This is a genomic window from Lysobacter sp. DMC104, from assembly GCF_056313665.1.
Genome location: NZ_JBQUZW010000002.1, coordinates 35494 through 50466, shown reverse-complemented (window position 1 = coordinate 50466; position 14973 = coordinate 35494). Strand labels below are relative to the sequence as shown.

The 14973-nt window shown below is 65.6% G+C and carries 17 protein-coding genes; all 17 read left to right on the top strand.

Translation table 11 applies throughout. From position 1 onward, the window contains the following. Positions 1-18: 18 nt before the first annotated feature. Positions 19-4284, top strand: a complete 4266-nt coding sequence (rpoC, locus tag ACT53R_RS03090) for a DNA-directed RNA polymerase subunit beta' (RefSeq protein WP_476170382.1) — start codon at positions 19-21, stop codon at positions 4282-4284. Positions 4285-4659: 375 nt separating this feature from the next. Next, complete coding sequence (rpsL, locus tag ACT53R_RS03085; RefSeq protein WP_476170381.1) at positions 4660-5037, top strand: 30S ribosomal protein S12; 378 nt, start codon at positions 4660-4662, stop codon at positions 5035-5037. 114 nt (positions 5038-5151) lie between these two features. After that, positions 5152-5619 carry a 30S ribosomal protein S7 gene (gene rpsG / locus ACT53R_RS03080; protein ID WP_476170380.1) on the top strand — a complete coding sequence of 156 codons (468 nt, stop codon included), beginning with the start codon at positions 5152-5154 and terminating at the stop codon, positions 5617-5619. A gap of 110 nt (positions 5620-5729) precedes the next feature. Continuing rightward, the gene (gene fusA / locus ACT53R_RS03075) at positions 5730-7847 is read left to right on the top strand and encodes an elongation factor G (protein ID WP_476170379.1); all 2118 of its coding nucleotides are present in this window, start codon (positions 5730-5732) and stop codon (positions 7845-7847) included. 66 nt (positions 7848-7913) lie between these two features. Continuing rightward, entirely contained in the window at positions 7914-9104 is a 1191-nt protein-coding gene (tuf, locus tag ACT53R_RS03070; protein WP_476170378.1) for an elongation factor Tu, read from the top strand. A gap of 499 nt (positions 9105-9603) precedes the next feature. Continuing rightward, positions 9604-9915 (top strand): 30S ribosomal protein S10, encoded by a 312-nt coding sequence (gene rpsJ / locus ACT53R_RS03065; RefSeq protein WP_005408208.1) that lies wholly within the window; start codon positions 9604-9606, stop codon positions 9913-9915. Positions 9916-9926: 11 nt separating this feature from the next. Next, a complete protein-coding gene (rplC, locus tag ACT53R_RS03060) occupies positions 9927-10577 on the top strand; it encodes a 50S ribosomal protein L3 (RefSeq protein ID WP_476170377.1) in 651 nt (216 codons plus the stop codon). An 11-nt stretch (positions 10578-10588) separates the two neighbouring features. Beyond that, positions 10589-11194: a 50S ribosomal protein L4 gene (rplD, locus tag ACT53R_RS03055; RefSeq protein WP_476170376.1), complete on the top strand. Its 606-nt coding sequence runs from the start codon at positions 10589-10591 to the stop codon at positions 11192-11194. Further along, positions 11191-11487, top strand: coding sequence for a 50S ribosomal protein L23 (gene rplW / locus ACT53R_RS03050; RefSeq protein WP_476170375.1), 297 nt, complete (start codon positions 11191-11193; stop codon positions 11485-11487). Before rplD ends, rplW begins: the two co-directional genes overlap by 4 nt. 10 nt (positions 11488-11497) lie before the next feature. Further along, the gene (rplB, locus tag ACT53R_RS03045; RefSeq protein WP_476170374.1) at positions 11498-12325 is read left to right on the top strand and encodes a 50S ribosomal protein L2; all 828 of its coding nucleotides are present in this window, start codon (positions 11498-11500) and stop codon (positions 12323-12325) included. A 6-nt stretch (positions 12326-12331) separates the two neighbouring features. Next, the gene (rpsS, locus tag ACT53R_RS03040; protein ID WP_476170373.1) at positions 12332-12598 is read left to right on the top strand and encodes a 30S ribosomal protein S19; all 267 of its coding nucleotides are present in this window, start codon (positions 12332-12334) and stop codon (positions 12596-12598) included. A 10-nt stretch (positions 12599-12608) separates the two neighbouring features. Then, complete coding sequence (gene rplV, locus ACT53R_RS03035) at positions 12609-12944, top strand: 50S ribosomal protein L22 (protein ID WP_476170372.1); 336 nt, start codon at positions 12609-12611, stop codon at positions 12942-12944. A 1-nt stretch (position 12945) separates the two neighbouring features. After that, positions 12946-13710, top strand: coding sequence for a 30S ribosomal protein S3 (gene rpsC / locus ACT53R_RS03030; RefSeq protein WP_476170371.1), 765 nt, complete (start codon positions 12946-12948; stop codon positions 13708-13710). Between the two features lie 3 nt (positions 13711-13713). Further along, positions 13714-14127 carry a 50S ribosomal protein L16 gene (rplP, locus tag ACT53R_RS03025; RefSeq protein ID WP_386823126.1) on the top strand — a complete coding sequence of 138 codons (414 nt, stop codon included), beginning with the start codon at positions 13714-13716 and terminating at the stop codon, positions 14125-14127. Continuing rightward, on the top strand, positions 14127-14312 hold the full coding sequence (gene rpmC, locus ACT53R_RS03020; protein ID WP_476170370.1) for a 50S ribosomal protein L29: 186 nt from the start codon (positions 14127-14129) through the stop codon (positions 14310-14312). Before rplP ends, rpmC begins: the two co-directional genes overlap by 1 nt. 12 nt (positions 14313-14324) lie before the next feature. Then, complete coding sequence (rpsQ, locus tag ACT53R_RS03015) at positions 14325-14588, top strand: 30S ribosomal protein S17 (protein WP_476170369.1); 264 nt, start codon at positions 14325-14327, stop codon at positions 14586-14588. A 16-nt stretch (positions 14589-14604) separates the two neighbouring features. Then, positions 14605-14973, top strand: a complete 369-nt coding sequence (rplN, locus tag ACT53R_RS03010) for a 50S ribosomal protein L14 (protein ID WP_476170368.1) — start codon at positions 14605-14607, stop codon at positions 14971-14973.

Genomic DNA, 14973 nt, shown 5'->3' with positions numbered 1-14973 from the left:
GATTCCCGGAGAAATCAAATGAAAGATTTGCTCAACCTCTTCAACCAGCAGCGCCAGACCCTCGACTTCGACGCGATCAAGATCGCGCTGGCGTCGCCGGACATGATCCGTTCGTGGTCGTACGGCGAAGTGAAGAAGCCCGAGACCATCAACTACCGTACCTTCAAGCCGGAACGCGACGGCCTGTTCTGCGCCGCGATCTTCGGCCCGATCAAGGACTACGAGTGCCTGTGCGGCAAGTACAAGCGCATGAAGCACCGCGGCGTGGTCTGCGAGAAGTGCGGCACCGAAGTCACGCTCGCGCGCGTCCGCCGCGAGCGCATGGGCCACATCGACCTGGCCTCGCCGGTCGCGCACATCTGGTTCCTGAAGTCGCTGCCGTCGCGCATCGGCCTGATGCTCGACATGACCCTGCGCGACATCGAGCGCATCCTGTACTTCGAAGCGTACGTCGTGACCGAGCCGGGCCTGACCCCGCTCGAGCGCGGCTCGCTGCTGACCGAAGAGCAGTTCATGACCGCGCGCCAGGAGCACGGCGACGACTTCGAGGCCGCGATGGGCGCCGAAGCCGTGTACGAGCTGCTGCGCACGATCGACCTGCAGTCGGAGATGGTGACCCTGCGCGAGGAGATCGCCAGCACCGGTTCCGAGACCAAGCTCAAGCGCCTCACCAAGCGCATCAAGCTGGTCGAGGCCTTCCTGGAATCCGGCAACCGTCCGGAGTGGATGGTCATGACCGTGCTGCCGGTGCTGCCGCCGGACCTGCGTCCGCTGGTCCCGCTGGACGGCGGCCGCTTCGCGACCTCCGACCTCAATGACCTGTACCGCCGTGTCATCAACCGCAACAACCGCCTCAAGCGCCTGCTCGAACTCAACGCGCCCGACATCATCGTGCGCAACGAGAAGCGCATGCTGCAGGAGTCGGTGGACGCGCTGATGGACAACGGCCGTCGCGGCCGCGCGATCACCGGCACCAACAAGCGCCCGCTCAAGTCGCTCGCCGACATGATCAAGGGCAAGCAGGGCCGCTTCCGCCAGAACCTGCTCGGCAAGCGCGTCGACTACTCGGGCCGTTCGGTCATCGTGGTCGGCCCGTACCTCAAGCTGCACCAGTGCGGCCTGCCGAAGAAGATGGCGCTGGAACTGTTCAAGCCCTTCATCTTCGCCAAGCTGCAGCGCCGCGGCCTCGCCACCACCATCAAGGCGGCGAAGAAGCTGGTCGAGCGCGAAGAGCCGATCGTGTGGGACATCCTCGAAGAGGTGATCCGCGAGCATCCGGTGCTGCTGAACCGCGCTCCGACCCTGCACCGCCTCGGCATCCAGGCGTTCGAGCCGGTGCTGATCGAAGGCAAGGCGATCCAGCTGCACCCGCTGGTCTGCACCGCGTTCAACGCGGACTTCGACGGTGACCAGATGGCCGTCCACGTGCCGCTGTCGCTGGAAGCCCAGCTCGAAGCGCGCGCGCTGATGATGTCGTCGAACAACATCCTCTCGCCGGCGAACGGCGAGCCGATCATCGTGCCGTCGCAGGACGTGGTGCTCGGCCTGTACTACATGACCCGCGCCCTGGAGAACAAGGCGGGCGAGGGCATGGTGTTCGCCAACATCGCCGAGGTGAAGCGCGCGTACGACAACCGCGTCGTCGAGCTGCACGCCAAGGTCAAGGTGCGCATCACCGAAACCGTGATCGCCGAGGACGGTACCCGCGAGCGCAAGACCGCGATCGTCGACACCACCGTCGGCCGCGCCCTGCTGCAGGAAATCCTGCCGGACGGCCTGCCGTTCGCGCTGGTGAACACCGAGCTGACCAAGAAGGCGATCAGCCGCCTGATCAACAGCTGCTACCGCCAGCTCGGCCTGAAGGACACGGTCGTGTTCGCCGACAAGCTGATGTACACCGGCTTCGGGTTCGCGACCCGCGCCGGCATCTCGGTCGGCATCAACGACATGACCATCCCGGACGAGAAGAAGGCGATCCTCGCCGAGGCCGAAGCCGAGGTGCTGGAAATCCAGCAGCAGTACCAGGGTGGTCTGGTCACGGCCGGCGAGCGCTACAACAAGGTGGTCGACATCTGGTCGCGCACCAACGAACGCGTCGCGAAGGCGATGATGGACGCGATCGGCATCGACACCGTGACCAACGCCAAGGGCGAGCGGGTCGCGCAGAAGTCGATGAACTCGATCTACATCATGGCCGACTCCGGTGCGCGTGGTTCGCAGGCGCAGATCCGCCAGCTGGCCGGCATGCGCGGCCTGATGGCCAAGCCGGACGGCTCGATCATCGAAACGCCGATCACGGCGAACTTCCGCGAAGGCCTGAACGTCCTCCAGTACTTCATCTCGACCCACGGCGCGCGAAAGGGTCTCGCGGATACCGCGCTGAAGACCGCGAACTCCGGTTACCTGACCCGCCGCCTCGTCGACGTGGCCCAGGACGTGGTGATCACCGAGGTCGACTGCGGCACGACCGAAGGCCTGATGATGACCCCGATCGTCGAAGGCGGCGACGTGGTCGAACCGCTGCGCGACCGCGTGCTCGGCCGCATCGTGGTCGACGACGTGTTCCTGCCGGGCAACGACGAGGATCCGTTCGTCACCCGCAACACGCTGCTCGACGAAGCCTGGGTGCAGAAGCTCGAGGACGCCGGCGTGCAGTCGGTGAAGGTCCGTTCGACCATCACCTGCGAATCGTCGTTCGGCGTCTGCAGCTTCTGCTACGGCCGCGACCTCGCGCGTGGCCACGTCGTCAACATCGGCGAAGCGGTCGGCGTCATCGCCGCGCAGTCGATCGGCGAGCCGGGCACCCAGCTGACCATGCGTACCTTCCACATCGGCGGCACGTTCTCCGGTGCGGCGTCGATCGACAACGTGACGGTGAAGACCACCGGTACGGTGAAGTTCAACAACCTCAAGCACGTCGAGCACGCCGCCGGCCACCTGGTCGCGGTGTCGCGCTCGGGCGCGATCTCGGTGCTGGACGCCCACGGCCGCGAGCGCGAGCGCTACAAGCTGCCGTACGGCGCCACCATCCTGGTGCAGGACGGCGGCGAGGTGAAGGCCGGCCAGACCGTCGCGAACTGGGATCCGCACAGCCATCCGATCATGTCCGAAGTCGCCGGCTTCGTCCGCTTCATCGACTTCGTCGACGGCGTGACGGTGGTCGAGAAGATGGACGACCAGACCGGCCTGTCGTCGCGCGAGATCACCGATCCGAAGCGTCGCGGCTCGCAGGGCAAGGACCTGCGTCCGCTGGTGCGCATCGTCGACGCCAACGGCAAGGACCTGACCATCCCGGGCACCGATCTCCCCGCCCAGTACATGCTGCCGCCGAAGTCGAACGTCAACCTGCAGGACGGCGCCCCGGTGGGCGTGGGCGACGTGATCGCCAAGATCCCGCAGGAAGCCTCGAAGACCCGCGACATCACCGGCGGTCTGCCGCGCGTGGCCGACCTGTTCGAAGCGCGCAAGCCCAAGGATCCGGCGATCCTCGCGGAGCGTTCGGGCATCGTCTCGTTCGGCAAGGACACCAAGGGCAAGCAGCGCCTGATCATCAAGGACACCGACGGCAACGAGCACGAAGAGCTGATCCCGAAGTACCGCCAGGTCATCGTGTTCGAAGGCGAGCACGTCCAGAAGGGCGAAACCATCGTCGACGGCGAGCCCAGCCCGCAGGACATCCTGCGCCTGCTCGGCGTCGAGCCGCTGGCCTCGTACCTGACCAAGGAAATCCAGGACGTCTACCGCCTGCAGGGCGTGAAGATCAACGACAAGCACATCGAGGTGATCGTTCGCCAGATGCTGCGCAAGGTCGAGATCACCGACCAGGGCGACAGCAAGTTCCTGAACGGCGAGCAGGTCGAGCGCCAGCGCCTGATCGAGGAGAACGCGCGTCTCGCCAGCAAGGGCGAGATCGTGGCCGGTTACGACCCGGTGCTGCTCGGCATCACCAAGGCGTCGCTGGCGACCGAGTCGTTCATCTCGGCGGCTTCGTTCCAGGAAACCACCCGCGTGCTCACCGAGGCCGCCGTCCGCGGCACCCGCGACACGCTGCGCGGCCTGAAGGAGAACGTGATCGTCGGTCGCCTGATCCCGGCCGGTACCGGTCTGGCGTACCACAGCCAGCGCCGTCGCGGCGGTGGCCTGACCGACTCGGAGTTCGAGGCCCTGTCGGCCCCGACGCCGGCGCCGGTCGCGGCCGCCGAGCCGGTCATGCTGGAAGACGTCCCGCCGCCGGCCGCCGGCAACCCCGTCCCCGACATGATCGAGGGCGATTCCGCCGAGTGACGTCGGCGACTCCTCGGCCGGCCCGCGTGGCCGGCCAGGGGCGTCACACGGGGCAGGGTGGCACGGGCGCGTCGGCTGCTGTATGATGCGCCCCTCTTTCGGCGACCTTGGTCGCCCAGATCACGAAATGAGGTCACAGGACGTGCCTCGTATTCGGCCCACGGCAGGGCGGGAAAGTCCGGAACACCGGAGCAGTTGCGCCTGAACGGGCAGCGGCGGCGGGGTCCCGGGACCGCATCGGTCCACCAGACCGGGGCGGGCGAAGAATACGCGTGTCGGCAGAGCGGAGCGATCCGGTCTGCCGGCGTTTTTTGTCGTCGTGATGCGCTCGCGCGTCCCGGCGTTGTCCAGGCCCAATCAAGCAGACCCAGACGGATGGCAACGATCAATCAGCTCGTGCGCAAACCGCGCAGCCCCGAGACCTACAAGAGCGCTTCCCCGGCGCTGAACAAGTGCCCGCAGCGTCGCGGCGTGTGCACCCGCGTGTACACCACGACCCCGAAGAAGCCGAACTCGGCCCTCCGCAAGGTCGCCAAGGTGCGCCTGACCAACGGTTACGAAGTCATTTCGTACATCGGTGGCGAAGGCCACAACCTGCAGGAGCACTCGGTCGTGCTCATCCGCGGCGGTCGCGTCAAGGACCTGCCGGGCGTGCGCTACCACACCGTTCGCGGCTCGCTCGACGCCGCCGGCGTGGCCAAGCGTCGCCAGAGCCGTTCGAAGTACGGCGCGAAGCGTCCGAAGAAGTCGTAAGGCGGATCCCGGCCCGCGCTGGCGCGGGTCGATGTTCGTCTCCGGCGGGGGAATTCCCCGCCGCCCGATCCATGCGGCGGGCCCTGGCCCGTCCAACAGACTCCGGTAATCAACATGTCCCGTAAAGGTTCCGCACCCCAGCGCACCGTCCTGCCTGATCCCAAGCACGGCAGCGAGACCATCGCCCGCTTCATCAACATGGTGATGCAGAGCGGCAAGAAGTCCATCGCCGAAAAGATCGTCTACGGCGCGATGGACGTCATCAACGAGAAGAACGGCAACTCGCTCGAGCTGGTCGAAAAGGCCCTCGGCAACGTCGCCCCCGCGGTCGAGGTGAAGTCCCGTCGCGTCGGCGGCGCCACCTACCAGGTGCCGGTCGAAGTCCGCGCCTCGCGCCGCATGGCGCTGGCGATGCGCTGGATCATCGAGTCGGCCCGCAAGCGCGGCGAGAACTCGATGCCGCGCAAGCTCGCCGCCGAACTGATGGATGCCTCGGAAAACCGCGGCGGCGCCATCAAGAAGCGCGAAGAGACGCACCGCATGGCCGAGGCCAACAAGGCCTTCGCGCACTACCGCTGGTAAGCGATCCACGCATGGGTGCGCGCCCAGGCGCGCACCACCAGCGATCTGCACCGGAAGCCGCCTCAGGGCGGCGTTCGGTCAATTGAACTTCGAGAAACGAGAGGTTTCCAGTGGCCCGTACCACTCCCATCGAGCGTTACCGCAACTTCGGCATCATGGCGCACATCGATGCCGGCAAGACGACGACGACCGAACGCATCCTGTTCTACACCGGCGTCAACCACAAGATCGGCGAAGTGCACGAAGGTGCCGCGACGATGGACTGGATGGAGCAGGAGCAGGAACGCGGCATCACCATCACTTCCGCCGCCACCACGGCGTTCTGGAAGGGCATGGACAAGTCGTTCCCCGAGCACCGCTTCAACATCATCGACACCCCCGGGCACGTCGACTTCACCATCGAAGTCGAGCGTTCGCTGCGTGTGCTCGACGGCGCGGTGTTCGTGCTGTGCGCCGTGGGCGGCGTGCAGCCGCAGTCGGAGACCGTGTGGCGCCAGGCCAACAAGTACCAGGTCCCGCGCATGGCGTTCGTCAACAAGATGGACCGCACCGGTGCGAACTTCGACAAGGTCGTGGACCAGCTGAAGGCGCGCCTCGGCGCGTACGCGGTCCCGATGCAGGTGCCGATCGGCGCCGAGGAAGGCTTCGAGGGCGTGGTCGACCTGCTCAAGATGAAGTCCATCATCTGGAACATGGAAGACAAGGGCGCGACCTTCGTCTACGGCGACATCCCGGCCGACCTGGTCGAGAAGTCCAAGGAAGCCCGCAACTTCATGGTCGAGGCCGCCGCCGAAGCCAGCGAAGACCTCATGGACAAGTACCTCAACGAGGGCGAGCTGTCCGAGGAAGAGATCATCGCCGGCATCCGCGCGCGCACCCTCAAGACCGAGATCGTCCCGGTCTTCTGCGGCACCGCGTTCAAGAACAAGGGCGTGCAGGCCATGCTCGACGCCGTCGTCCAGCTGCTGCCGTCGCCGGCCGATCGTCCGCCGGTGAAGGGCATCGACGAAAACGACAAGGAAGACAGCCGTACCGCCGACGACAACGCGCCGTTCTCGGCGCTGGCGTTCAAGATCATGACCGATCCGTTCGTGGGCTCGCTCACGTTCTTCCGCGTCTACTCGGGCACGCTCAACTCCGGCGACCAGGTCTACAACCCGGTCAAGTCGAAGAAGGAGCGCATCGGCCGCATCCTGCAGATGCACGCGAACAACCGCGAAGAGATCAAGGAAGTCCGCGCCGGCGACATCGCCGCGGCGGTCGGCCTGAAGGACGTCACCACCGGCGACACGCTGTGCGCGCAGGATCACCTGATCACGCTCGAGCGCATGACGTTCCCGGAGCCCGTGATCTCGATGGCGGTCGAGCCGAAGACCAAGTCCGACCAGGAAAAGATGGGCATCGCCCTGGGCCGCCTGGCGCAGGAAGATCCCTCGTTCCGCGTCCGCACCGACGAGGAATCGGGCCAGACCATCATCGCCGGCATGGGCGAGCTGCACCTCGACATCATCGTCGACCGCATGCGCCGCGAGTTCAACGTCGAGGCGAACGTCGGCAAGCCGCAGGTGGCGTACCGCGAGACCATCCGCAAGTCGGACGTGAAGTCGGACTACAAGCACGCCAAGCAGTCCGGTGGTAAGGGTCAGTACGGTCATGTCGTGATCGAGCTGTCGCCGATGAACGACGCCGACCGCGCCAACGAGGACGTCGAGAACGATTTCCTGTTCATCAACGACATCACCGGCGGCGTGATTCCGAAGGAATTCATCCCGGCGGTCGAGAAGGGCCTGCGCGAGACCATCACCAGCGGTCCGCTGGCCGGCTTCCCGGTCGTGGGCGTGAAGGTCAAGCTCGTGTTCGGTTCGTACCACGACGTCGACTCGTCGGAAATGGCGTTCAAGCTCGCCGCGTCGATGGCCTTCAAGGAAGGCTTCCGCAAGGCCGATCCGGTCCTGCTGGAGCCGATGATGAAGGTCGAGGTCGTGACGCCGGAAGAGTACGTCGGCGACGTGATGGGCGACCTGAGCCGTCGTCGCGGCCTGTTGCAGGGCCAGGACGACACGCCGTCGGGCAAGACCATCAATGCGATGGTGCCGCTGGGCGAAATGTTCGGTTACGCCACCACGATCCGCTCGCTGACTCAGGGTCGCGCGACGTTCACGATGGAATTCGACCATTACGCCGAAGCGCCGACCAACATCGCCGAAGCGGTCATCAAGAAGAACTGATGCGTGGCCGGCCCAGGCCGGCCCGCACCATCGTTTCACGCATTCAATCCAAGAGAGATACAGATCATGGCCAAGGGTAAGTTCGAGCGCACCAAGCCTCACGTGAACGTGGGGACGATCGGTCACGTGGACCACGGCAAGACGACGCTGACGGCGGCGCTGACGAAGATCGGCGCGGAGCGTTTCGGCGGCGAGTTCAAGGCATACGACGCGATCGACGCGGCGCCGGAAGAGAAGGCGCGCGGGATCACGATTTCGACGGCGCACGTGGAATACGAAAGCCCGATCCGTCACTACGCGCACGTGGACTGCCCGGGCCACGCCGACTACGTGAAGAACATGATCACGGGTGCGGCGCAGATGGACGGTGCGATCCTGGTGTGCTCGGCCGCGGACGGCCCGATGCCGCAGACGCGCGAACACATCCTGCTGTCGCGCCAGGTGGGCGTGCCGTACATCGTGGTCTTCCTGAACAAGGCGGACATGGTGGACGACGCCGAGCTGCTCGAGCTGGTCGAGATGGAAGTGCGCGAGCTGCTGTCGAAGTACGACTTCCCGGGCGACGACACCCCGATCATCAAGGGCTCGGCGCGACTGGCGCTGGAAGGCGACCAGTCGGAGATCGGCGTGCCTGCGATCATCAAGCTGGTGGACGCGCTGGACACGTTCATTCCGGAGCCGCAGCGTGACATCGACAAGACGTTCCTGATGCCGGTGGAAGACGTGTTCTCGATCTCGGGCCGCGGCACGGTGGTGACGGGCCGCATCGAGCGTGGCGTGATCAAGGTGGGTGACGAAATCGAGATCGTGGGCATTCGTCCGACGACGAAGACGACGGTCACGGGCGTTGAAATGTTCCGCAAGCTGCTGGACCAGGGCCAGGCGGGTGACAACGCGGGCCTGCTGCTGCGCGGCACGAAGCGTGACGACGTGGAGCGCGGCCAGGTGCTGTGCAAGCCGGGCACGATCACGCCGCACACGGACTTCGAGGCCGAGGTGTACGTGCTGTCGAAGGACGAGGGTGGCCGTCACACGCCGTTCTTCAAGGGCTACCGTCCGCAGTTCTACTTCCGCACGACGGACATCACCGGCGCGGTGACGCTGCCGGAAGGCGTGGAGATGGTCATGCCGGGCGACAACATCAAGATGGTGGTGTCGCTGATCAACCCGGTGGCGATGGACGAAGGCCTGCGCTTCGCGATCCGCGAAGGCGGTCGTACGGTCGGCGCCGGCGTCGTCGCCAAGATCATCAAGTGATCGACCGCCCTCGGGCGATCGATCATCCCGGTGCACGCTGGGATCCCGCTTGACGTTTGACGTTCCGGGATCGCCTCGCCTGCGAGGCGATCCGGACGGGGAGGGCAGGCCGCGGTTGCGCGGCCCGGAATCACTCCCTATAATGCACGACCTTCGCTGCCCTTCGGGGCGGCGAGACAAGCGAAATGAGGCACAGGATGCGCCTCGTCTTCGCCGGACAGGGATCTGTCGCGACGGCTTCGCCCCGCCCGCTCCGAAATGCTTCGGGGCACTCATGGCAGGGGCGGATTGCCACGTTCGCGCATCTCAGTCTGGCGGGCCGGGCAACCGGCCTGCCTTTGTCTTTGGGGTTTATTTGCCCTTCGGGGCGTCTTTCCGGGGTCTGACTCTTTCCGGAAGGCCATTGGCAGCACGGAGTTAGGTGTCACCAGCAATACAAAAGGGGGTTCGGCGCACCCAGCCGTCGAGCCTGTCGCTCTTTCTACGAGGAATTTCCGTCATGGCGGATCAGAAAATCCGGATCCGGCTGAAAGCGTTCGATCATCGACTGATCGACCGCTCGGCCAGCGAGATCGTCGAGACGGCTAAGCGGACGGGCGCCCAGGTGCGCGGCCCGATCCCGCTGCCGACCAAGATCGAACGCTACACCGTCCTGGTGTCGCCGCACGTCGACAAGGACGCGCGCGACCAGTACGAGACCCGCACGCACAAGCGCGTGCTCGACATCGTCGACCCCAACGACAAGACCGTGGACGCGCTGATGAAGCTCGAACTCGCGGCTGGCGTCGACGTCCAGATCAAGCTGACCTGAGGCTTCGGACCATGACCGCGAAGAAATATTCGTTGGGCATCGTCGGCCGCAAGGCCGGCATGAGCCGCATGTTCACCGAGGACGGCAAGTCGATCCCGGTGACCCTGATCGAGGCGACGCCGAACCGCATCGTCCAGATCAAGACCCCGGATACCGACGGCTACAGCGCCGTGCAGGTCACCGCGGGCGTCAAGCGCGCGTCGCTGATCAACAAGCCGGAAGCCGGTCACCTCGCCAAGGCGAAGGTCGAAGCCGGTCGCGGCCTGTGGGAGCTGCGCGTGGAAGCCGACCAGATCGGCGGTTTCGAAGTGGGCGGCGAGATCAAGGCCGACATCTTCAGCGCCGGCCAGATCGTCGACGTCCAGGGCGTGACCAAGGGCAAGGGCTTCCAGGGCACGATCAAGCGCTGGAACTTCACCATGGGCGATGCCACGCACGGCAACTCGCTGTCGCACCGCTCGCCGGGTTCGATCGGGCAGCGCCAGACGCCGGGCCGCGTGTTCCCGGGCAAGAAGATGTCCGGCCACATGGGCGCCGAGACGCAGACGACGCAGCGCCTGGAAGTGGTCAAGGTCGACGCCGAGCGCGGCCTGATCGCGATCAAGGGCGCGGTCCCCGGCGCGCCGGGCGGCGACGTCATTGTCCGTCCGACCACGAAGTAAGGGAGACGACAATGGAACTCGCCATTACCGGTAGCAACAACAAGCTGAACGTCTCCGACGCGATCTTCGGCCGCGATTTCAACGAGGATCTGGTCCACCAGGTCGTCGTCGCCTATCGCAACGCCGGTCGCGCCGGCACCAAGGCGCAGAAGACCCGCGCCGAAGTCAACGGCACCACCAAGAAGTCGAAGAAGCAGAAGGGCGGTGGCGCTCGCCACGGCGCCCTGACCGCGCCGATCTTCGTCGGCGGTGGCCGCGCCTTCGCCGCGAAGCCGCGCAGCTTCGCCCAGAAGGTCAACCGCAAGATGTACCGCGCCGCGATCGCCGCGATCCTGTCGGAACTGAACCGCCAGGGCCGCATCAAGATCGTCGAGGCCTTCGAAGTCGATGCGCCGAAGACCAGCGGTCTCGTCGCCAAGCTCGCCGGCTACGAACTCGGTCAGCGTCCGCTGATCGTCACCGAGGACGCCTCGGAGAACCTGTTCCTGTCGGCCCGCAACCTGCCCTACGTGCAGGTCCGCGACGTCCAGGGCCTGGACCCGGTCGCCCTCGTCGGTGCCGACAGCGTGCTCATGACCGCCGATGCGGTGAAGAAGATCGAGGAGTGGCTGGCATGAACGACGCCAAGCTCTACAGCGTGATCCGTGCGCCGCGCGTGTCCGAAAAGACCGTCCGCGCCCAGGAAATGAACCAGTACGCCTTCGAAGTCGCCACCGACGCCACCAAGGCCGACATCAAGACCGCCATCGAGAAGCTGTTCGACGTGCAGGTCAAGTCGGTCAACGTGGTGAACGTGAAAGGCAAGACCAAGGCCTTCCGCTACCGCAACGGTCGCCGCGCCGACTCGCGCAAGGCGTACGTGACGCTGGCCGATGGCCAGTCGATCGACGTCACCGCGGTCAAGCTCTGAGGAACCGACGATGCCATTGATGACTTTCAAGCCCACCTCCGCCGGCCGCCGCAGCGCGGTCCGCGTGGTGACGCCGGGCCTCCACAAGGGTGCCCCGCACGCCGCGCTGGTCGAGAAGCAGGGCAAGACCGGCGGCCGCAACCACCACGGCCGCATCACCACCCGCCACATCGGCGGTGGCCACAAGCAGCACTACCGCATCATCGACTTCAAGCGCGACAAGGAAGGCATTCCGGCGAAGGTCGAGCGGATCGAATACGATCCGAATCGCACCGCGCACATCGCGCTGCTGTGCTACGTCGACGGTGAGCGCCGCTACATCATCGCGCCGAAGGGCCTGAAGGCCGGCGACCAGGTGATCGCGGGCAACGATGCGCCGATCAAGGCCGGCAACACCCTGCCGCTGCGCAACATCCCGGTCGGCTCGACCGTGCATTGCATCGAGATGAAGCCGGGCAAGGGTGCCCAGATCGCCCGCGCCGCCGGCGCCGGCGTGCAGCTGGTTGCCCGCGAAGGCACCTACGCGATGCTCCGCCTGCGTTCGGGCGAAATGCGCAAGGTCCCGTCCGAGTGCCGCGCCACCATCGGCGAAGTCGGCAACGACGAGCACAACCTCGAGAAGCTGGGCAAGGCCGGTGCTTCCCGCTGGCGCGGCGTCAAGCCGACCGTCCGCGGCGCCGCCATGAACCCGGTCGACCACCCGCACGGCGGTGGCGAGGCGAAGGCCGGCCAGGGCAACCCGCATCCGGTCACCCCGTGGGGCGTCCCGACCAAGGGTTACAAGACGCGCAAGAACAAGCGCACCCAGAAGTTCATCGTGCGCGATCGCAGGAGCTAACCGACCATGGCACGTTCACTCAAGAAGGGTCCGTTCGTCGACCACCACCTGCTCAAGAAGGTGGAGACGGCCGGCTCCAGCAAGAAGCCGATCAAGACCTGGTCGCGTCGTTCCACCATCCTGCCGGAAATGATCGGGTTCACGATCGCCGTGCACAACGGGAAGAACCACATCCCGGTGCTCGTCAACGAGAACATGGTCGGCCACAAGCTCGGCGAGTTCGCTCTGACCCGGACGTTCAAGGGTCACGGCGGCGACAAGAAGGGCAAGTAAGGAGATCATGATGGAAGCGAAAGCAATCCTGCGCACCGCGCGCATCTCCCCGCAGAAGGCCCGTCTGGTCGCTGACCAGGTGCGCGGCCTGCCGCTCGCCCGGGCGCTGAACCTGCTCAAGTTCTCGGACAAGAAGGCCGCGGCCATGATCTACAAGGTCGTGTACTCCGCCGCCTCCAACGCCGAGAACAACCTCGGCGCCGATGCCGACGAGCTCAAGGTCAAGGCCATCACGGTCGACGAAGGTCCGGCGCTGAAGCGCTTCATGGCGCGCGCCAAGGGCCGCGGCACCCGTATTCTGAAGCGTACCAGCCACATCACCGTGGTCGTGGGCGAGGGCAAATAAGATGGGTCACAAAGTTCATCCCACCGGTATCCGCCTCGGCATCGCCAAGGACTGGAACTCCAAGTGGTACGCCGGCAAGAAGGAATACGCCGAGTACCTCGCCGCCGACCTCAAGGTCCGCGAGATGCTGCGCAAGAAGCTGGCGGCGGCCGGGATCAGCAAGATCCTGATCGAGCGCCCGGCGAAGACCGCCCGCGTCACCGTCCACACCGCCCGCCCGGGCGTCGTGATCGGCAAGCGCGGCGAGGACATCGAGAAGCTGCGCAAGGAGATCAGCGATGTGATGGGCGTTCCCGCGCACATCAACGTCACCGAAGTCCGCAAGCCGGAACTCGACGCCCAGCTCGTCGCCGAGTCGATCGCCCAGCAGCTCGAGCGCCGCATCATGTTCCGCCGCGCCATGAAGCGCGCGGTCGGCAACGCGATGCGCCTCGGCGCCCTCGGCATCAAGGTCAACGTCGCCGGCCGCCTCAACGGCGCCGAAATCGCCCGCTCGGAGTGGTACCGCGAAGGTCGCGTGCCGCTGCACACCCTGCGTGCGGACGTCGACTACGGCTTCGCCGAAGCCCACACCACCTACGGCGTCATCGGCATCAAGACCTGGATCTACAAGGGCGAGATCTTCGATTTCTCCCTGGTGGGCCAGGAGAAGCAGGACGATTCCCCGCGCAACGAGCGCGGTGACCGTGGCGACCGTAACGATCGCGCCGACCGTCCGCGTGGCCCGCGCCGCGAGCGCGGTGACCGCGGCGAAGCGAGGGACTAAATCATGTTGCAACCCAAGCGAACCAAATACCGCAAGGTCTTCAAGGGCCGCAACGAAGGCCTGAGCTGGAACGCCAATCAGGTCAGCTTCGGCGAGTACGGCCTGAAGGCGACCATGACCGGCCGCCTGACCGCCCGCCAGATCGAGGCCGCGCGCCGCACGATCAGCCGCTACGTGAAGCGCGGCGGCAAGATGTGGATCCGCGTGTTCCCCGACAAGCCGATCACGCAGAAGCCGATCGAAGTCCGAATGGGCTCCGGCAAGGGCAACGTCGAATACTGGGTCGCCCAGATCCAGCCCGGCCGCATGATCTATGAAATCGAGGGCGTCGACGAGGCGACCGCGCGCGAGGCGTTCCGCCTGGCCGCCGCCAAGCTCTCGGTCACCACCACTTTCGTGACCCGGACGGTGCGCTGATGGAACTCAAGCAACTCAAAGCCAAGTCGGCCGACGAGCTGAAGGCCCATCTGACCGACCTGCACAAGGAGCAGTTCTCGCTCCGCATGCAGAAGGCCACCGGCCAGCTCGCCAAGACCCACGACATCCGTCGCGTGCGCCGTGAAATCGCCCGCGTCAACATGTTGCTCGGTCAGCAGAAGTAAGGAACCGACGCCATGAACACCAACGAAAAGAAGCAGCGCACGGTCCAGGGCCGCGTCGTCAGCAACAAGATGGACAAGACGGTCACCGTGCTGGTGGAGCGTCAGGTCAAGCACGAGCTGTACGGCAAGTACATCCGCCGCTCGACCAAGCTGCACGCGCACGACGCGGACAACAGCTGCAACGAAGGCGACATCGTGCGGGTGGCCGAGTGCGCCCCGCTTTCCAAGACCAAGAACTGGCGCGTCGTCGAAATCGTCGAACGCGCGGCCGAATAACCGAGGAGGCTGAATCATGATCCAGATGCAGAGCCACCTCGAAGTGGCCGACAATTCCGGTGCGAAGGAAGTGATGTGCATCAAGGTGCTGGGCGGCTCGAAGCGCCGTTACGCCGGCATCGGCGACATCATCAAGGTGTCCATCAAGGACGCCATTCCCCGCGGCAAGGTCAAGAAGGGCGAGGTCTACAACGCCGTCGTGGTGCGTACCCGCAAGGGTGTGCGTCGCGCCGACGGTTCGCTGATCCGCTTTGACGCCAATGCCGCCGTGCTGTTGAACAACAAGCATGAGCCGATCGGCACCCGTATCTTCGGGCCGGTCACTCGCGAGCTCCGCTCCGAGAAGTTCATGAAGATCGTTTCGCTCGCGCCTGAAGTGCTCTGA

Coding starts and splice junctions, on each gene's coding strand:
- rpoC (WP_476170382.1), top strand. CDS start 19: ATGAAAGATTTGCTCAACCTCTTCAACCAGCAGCGCCAGACCCTCGAC.
- rpsL (WP_476170381.1), top strand. CDS start 4,660: ATGGCAACGATCAATCAGCTCGTGCGCAAACCGCGCAGCCCCGAGACC.
- rpsG (WP_476170380.1), top strand. CDS start 5,152: ATGTCCCGTAAAGGTTCCGCACCCCAGCGCACCGTCCTGCCTGATCCC.
- tuf (WP_476170378.1), top strand. CDS start 7,914: ATGGCCAAGGGTAAGTTCGAGCGCACCAAGCCTCACGTGAACGTGGGG.
- rpsJ (WP_005408208.1), top strand. CDS start 9,604: ATGGCGGATCAGAAAATCCGGATCCGGCTGAAAGCGTTCGATCATCGA.
- rplC (WP_476170377.1), top strand. CDS start 9,927: ATGACCGCGAAGAAATATTCGTTGGGCATCGTCGGCCGCAAGGCCGGC.
- rplD (WP_476170376.1), top strand. CDS start 10,589: ATGGAACTCGCCATTACCGGTAGCAACAACAAGCTGAACGTCTCCGAC.
- rplW (WP_476170375.1), top strand. CDS start 11,191: ATGAACGACGCCAAGCTCTACAGCGTGATCCGTGCGCCGCGCGTGTCC.
- rplB (WP_476170374.1), top strand. CDS start 11,498: ATGCCATTGATGACTTTCAAGCCCACCTCCGCCGGCCGCCGCAGCGCG.
- rpsS (WP_476170373.1), top strand. CDS start 12,332: ATGGCACGTTCACTCAAGAAGGGTCCGTTCGTCGACCACCACCTGCTC.
- rplV (WP_476170372.1), top strand. CDS start 12,609: ATGGAAGCGAAAGCAATCCTGCGCACCGCGCGCATCTCCCCGCAGAAG.
- rpsC (WP_476170371.1), top strand. CDS start 12,946: ATGGGTCACAAAGTTCATCCCACCGGTATCCGCCTCGGCATCGCCAAG.
- rplP (WP_386823126.1), top strand. CDS start 13,714: ATGTTGCAACCCAAGCGAACCAAATACCGCAAGGTCTTCAAGGGCCGC.
- rpmC (WP_476170370.1), top strand. CDS start 14,127: ATGGAACTCAAGCAACTCAAAGCCAAGTCGGCCGACGAGCTGAAGGCC.
- rpsQ (WP_476170369.1), top strand. CDS start 14,325: ATGAACACCAACGAAAAGAAGCAGCGCACGGTCCAGGGCCGCGTCGTC.
- rplN (WP_476170368.1), top strand. CDS start 14,605: ATGATCCAGATGCAGAGCCACCTCGAAGTGGCCGACAATTCCGGTGCG.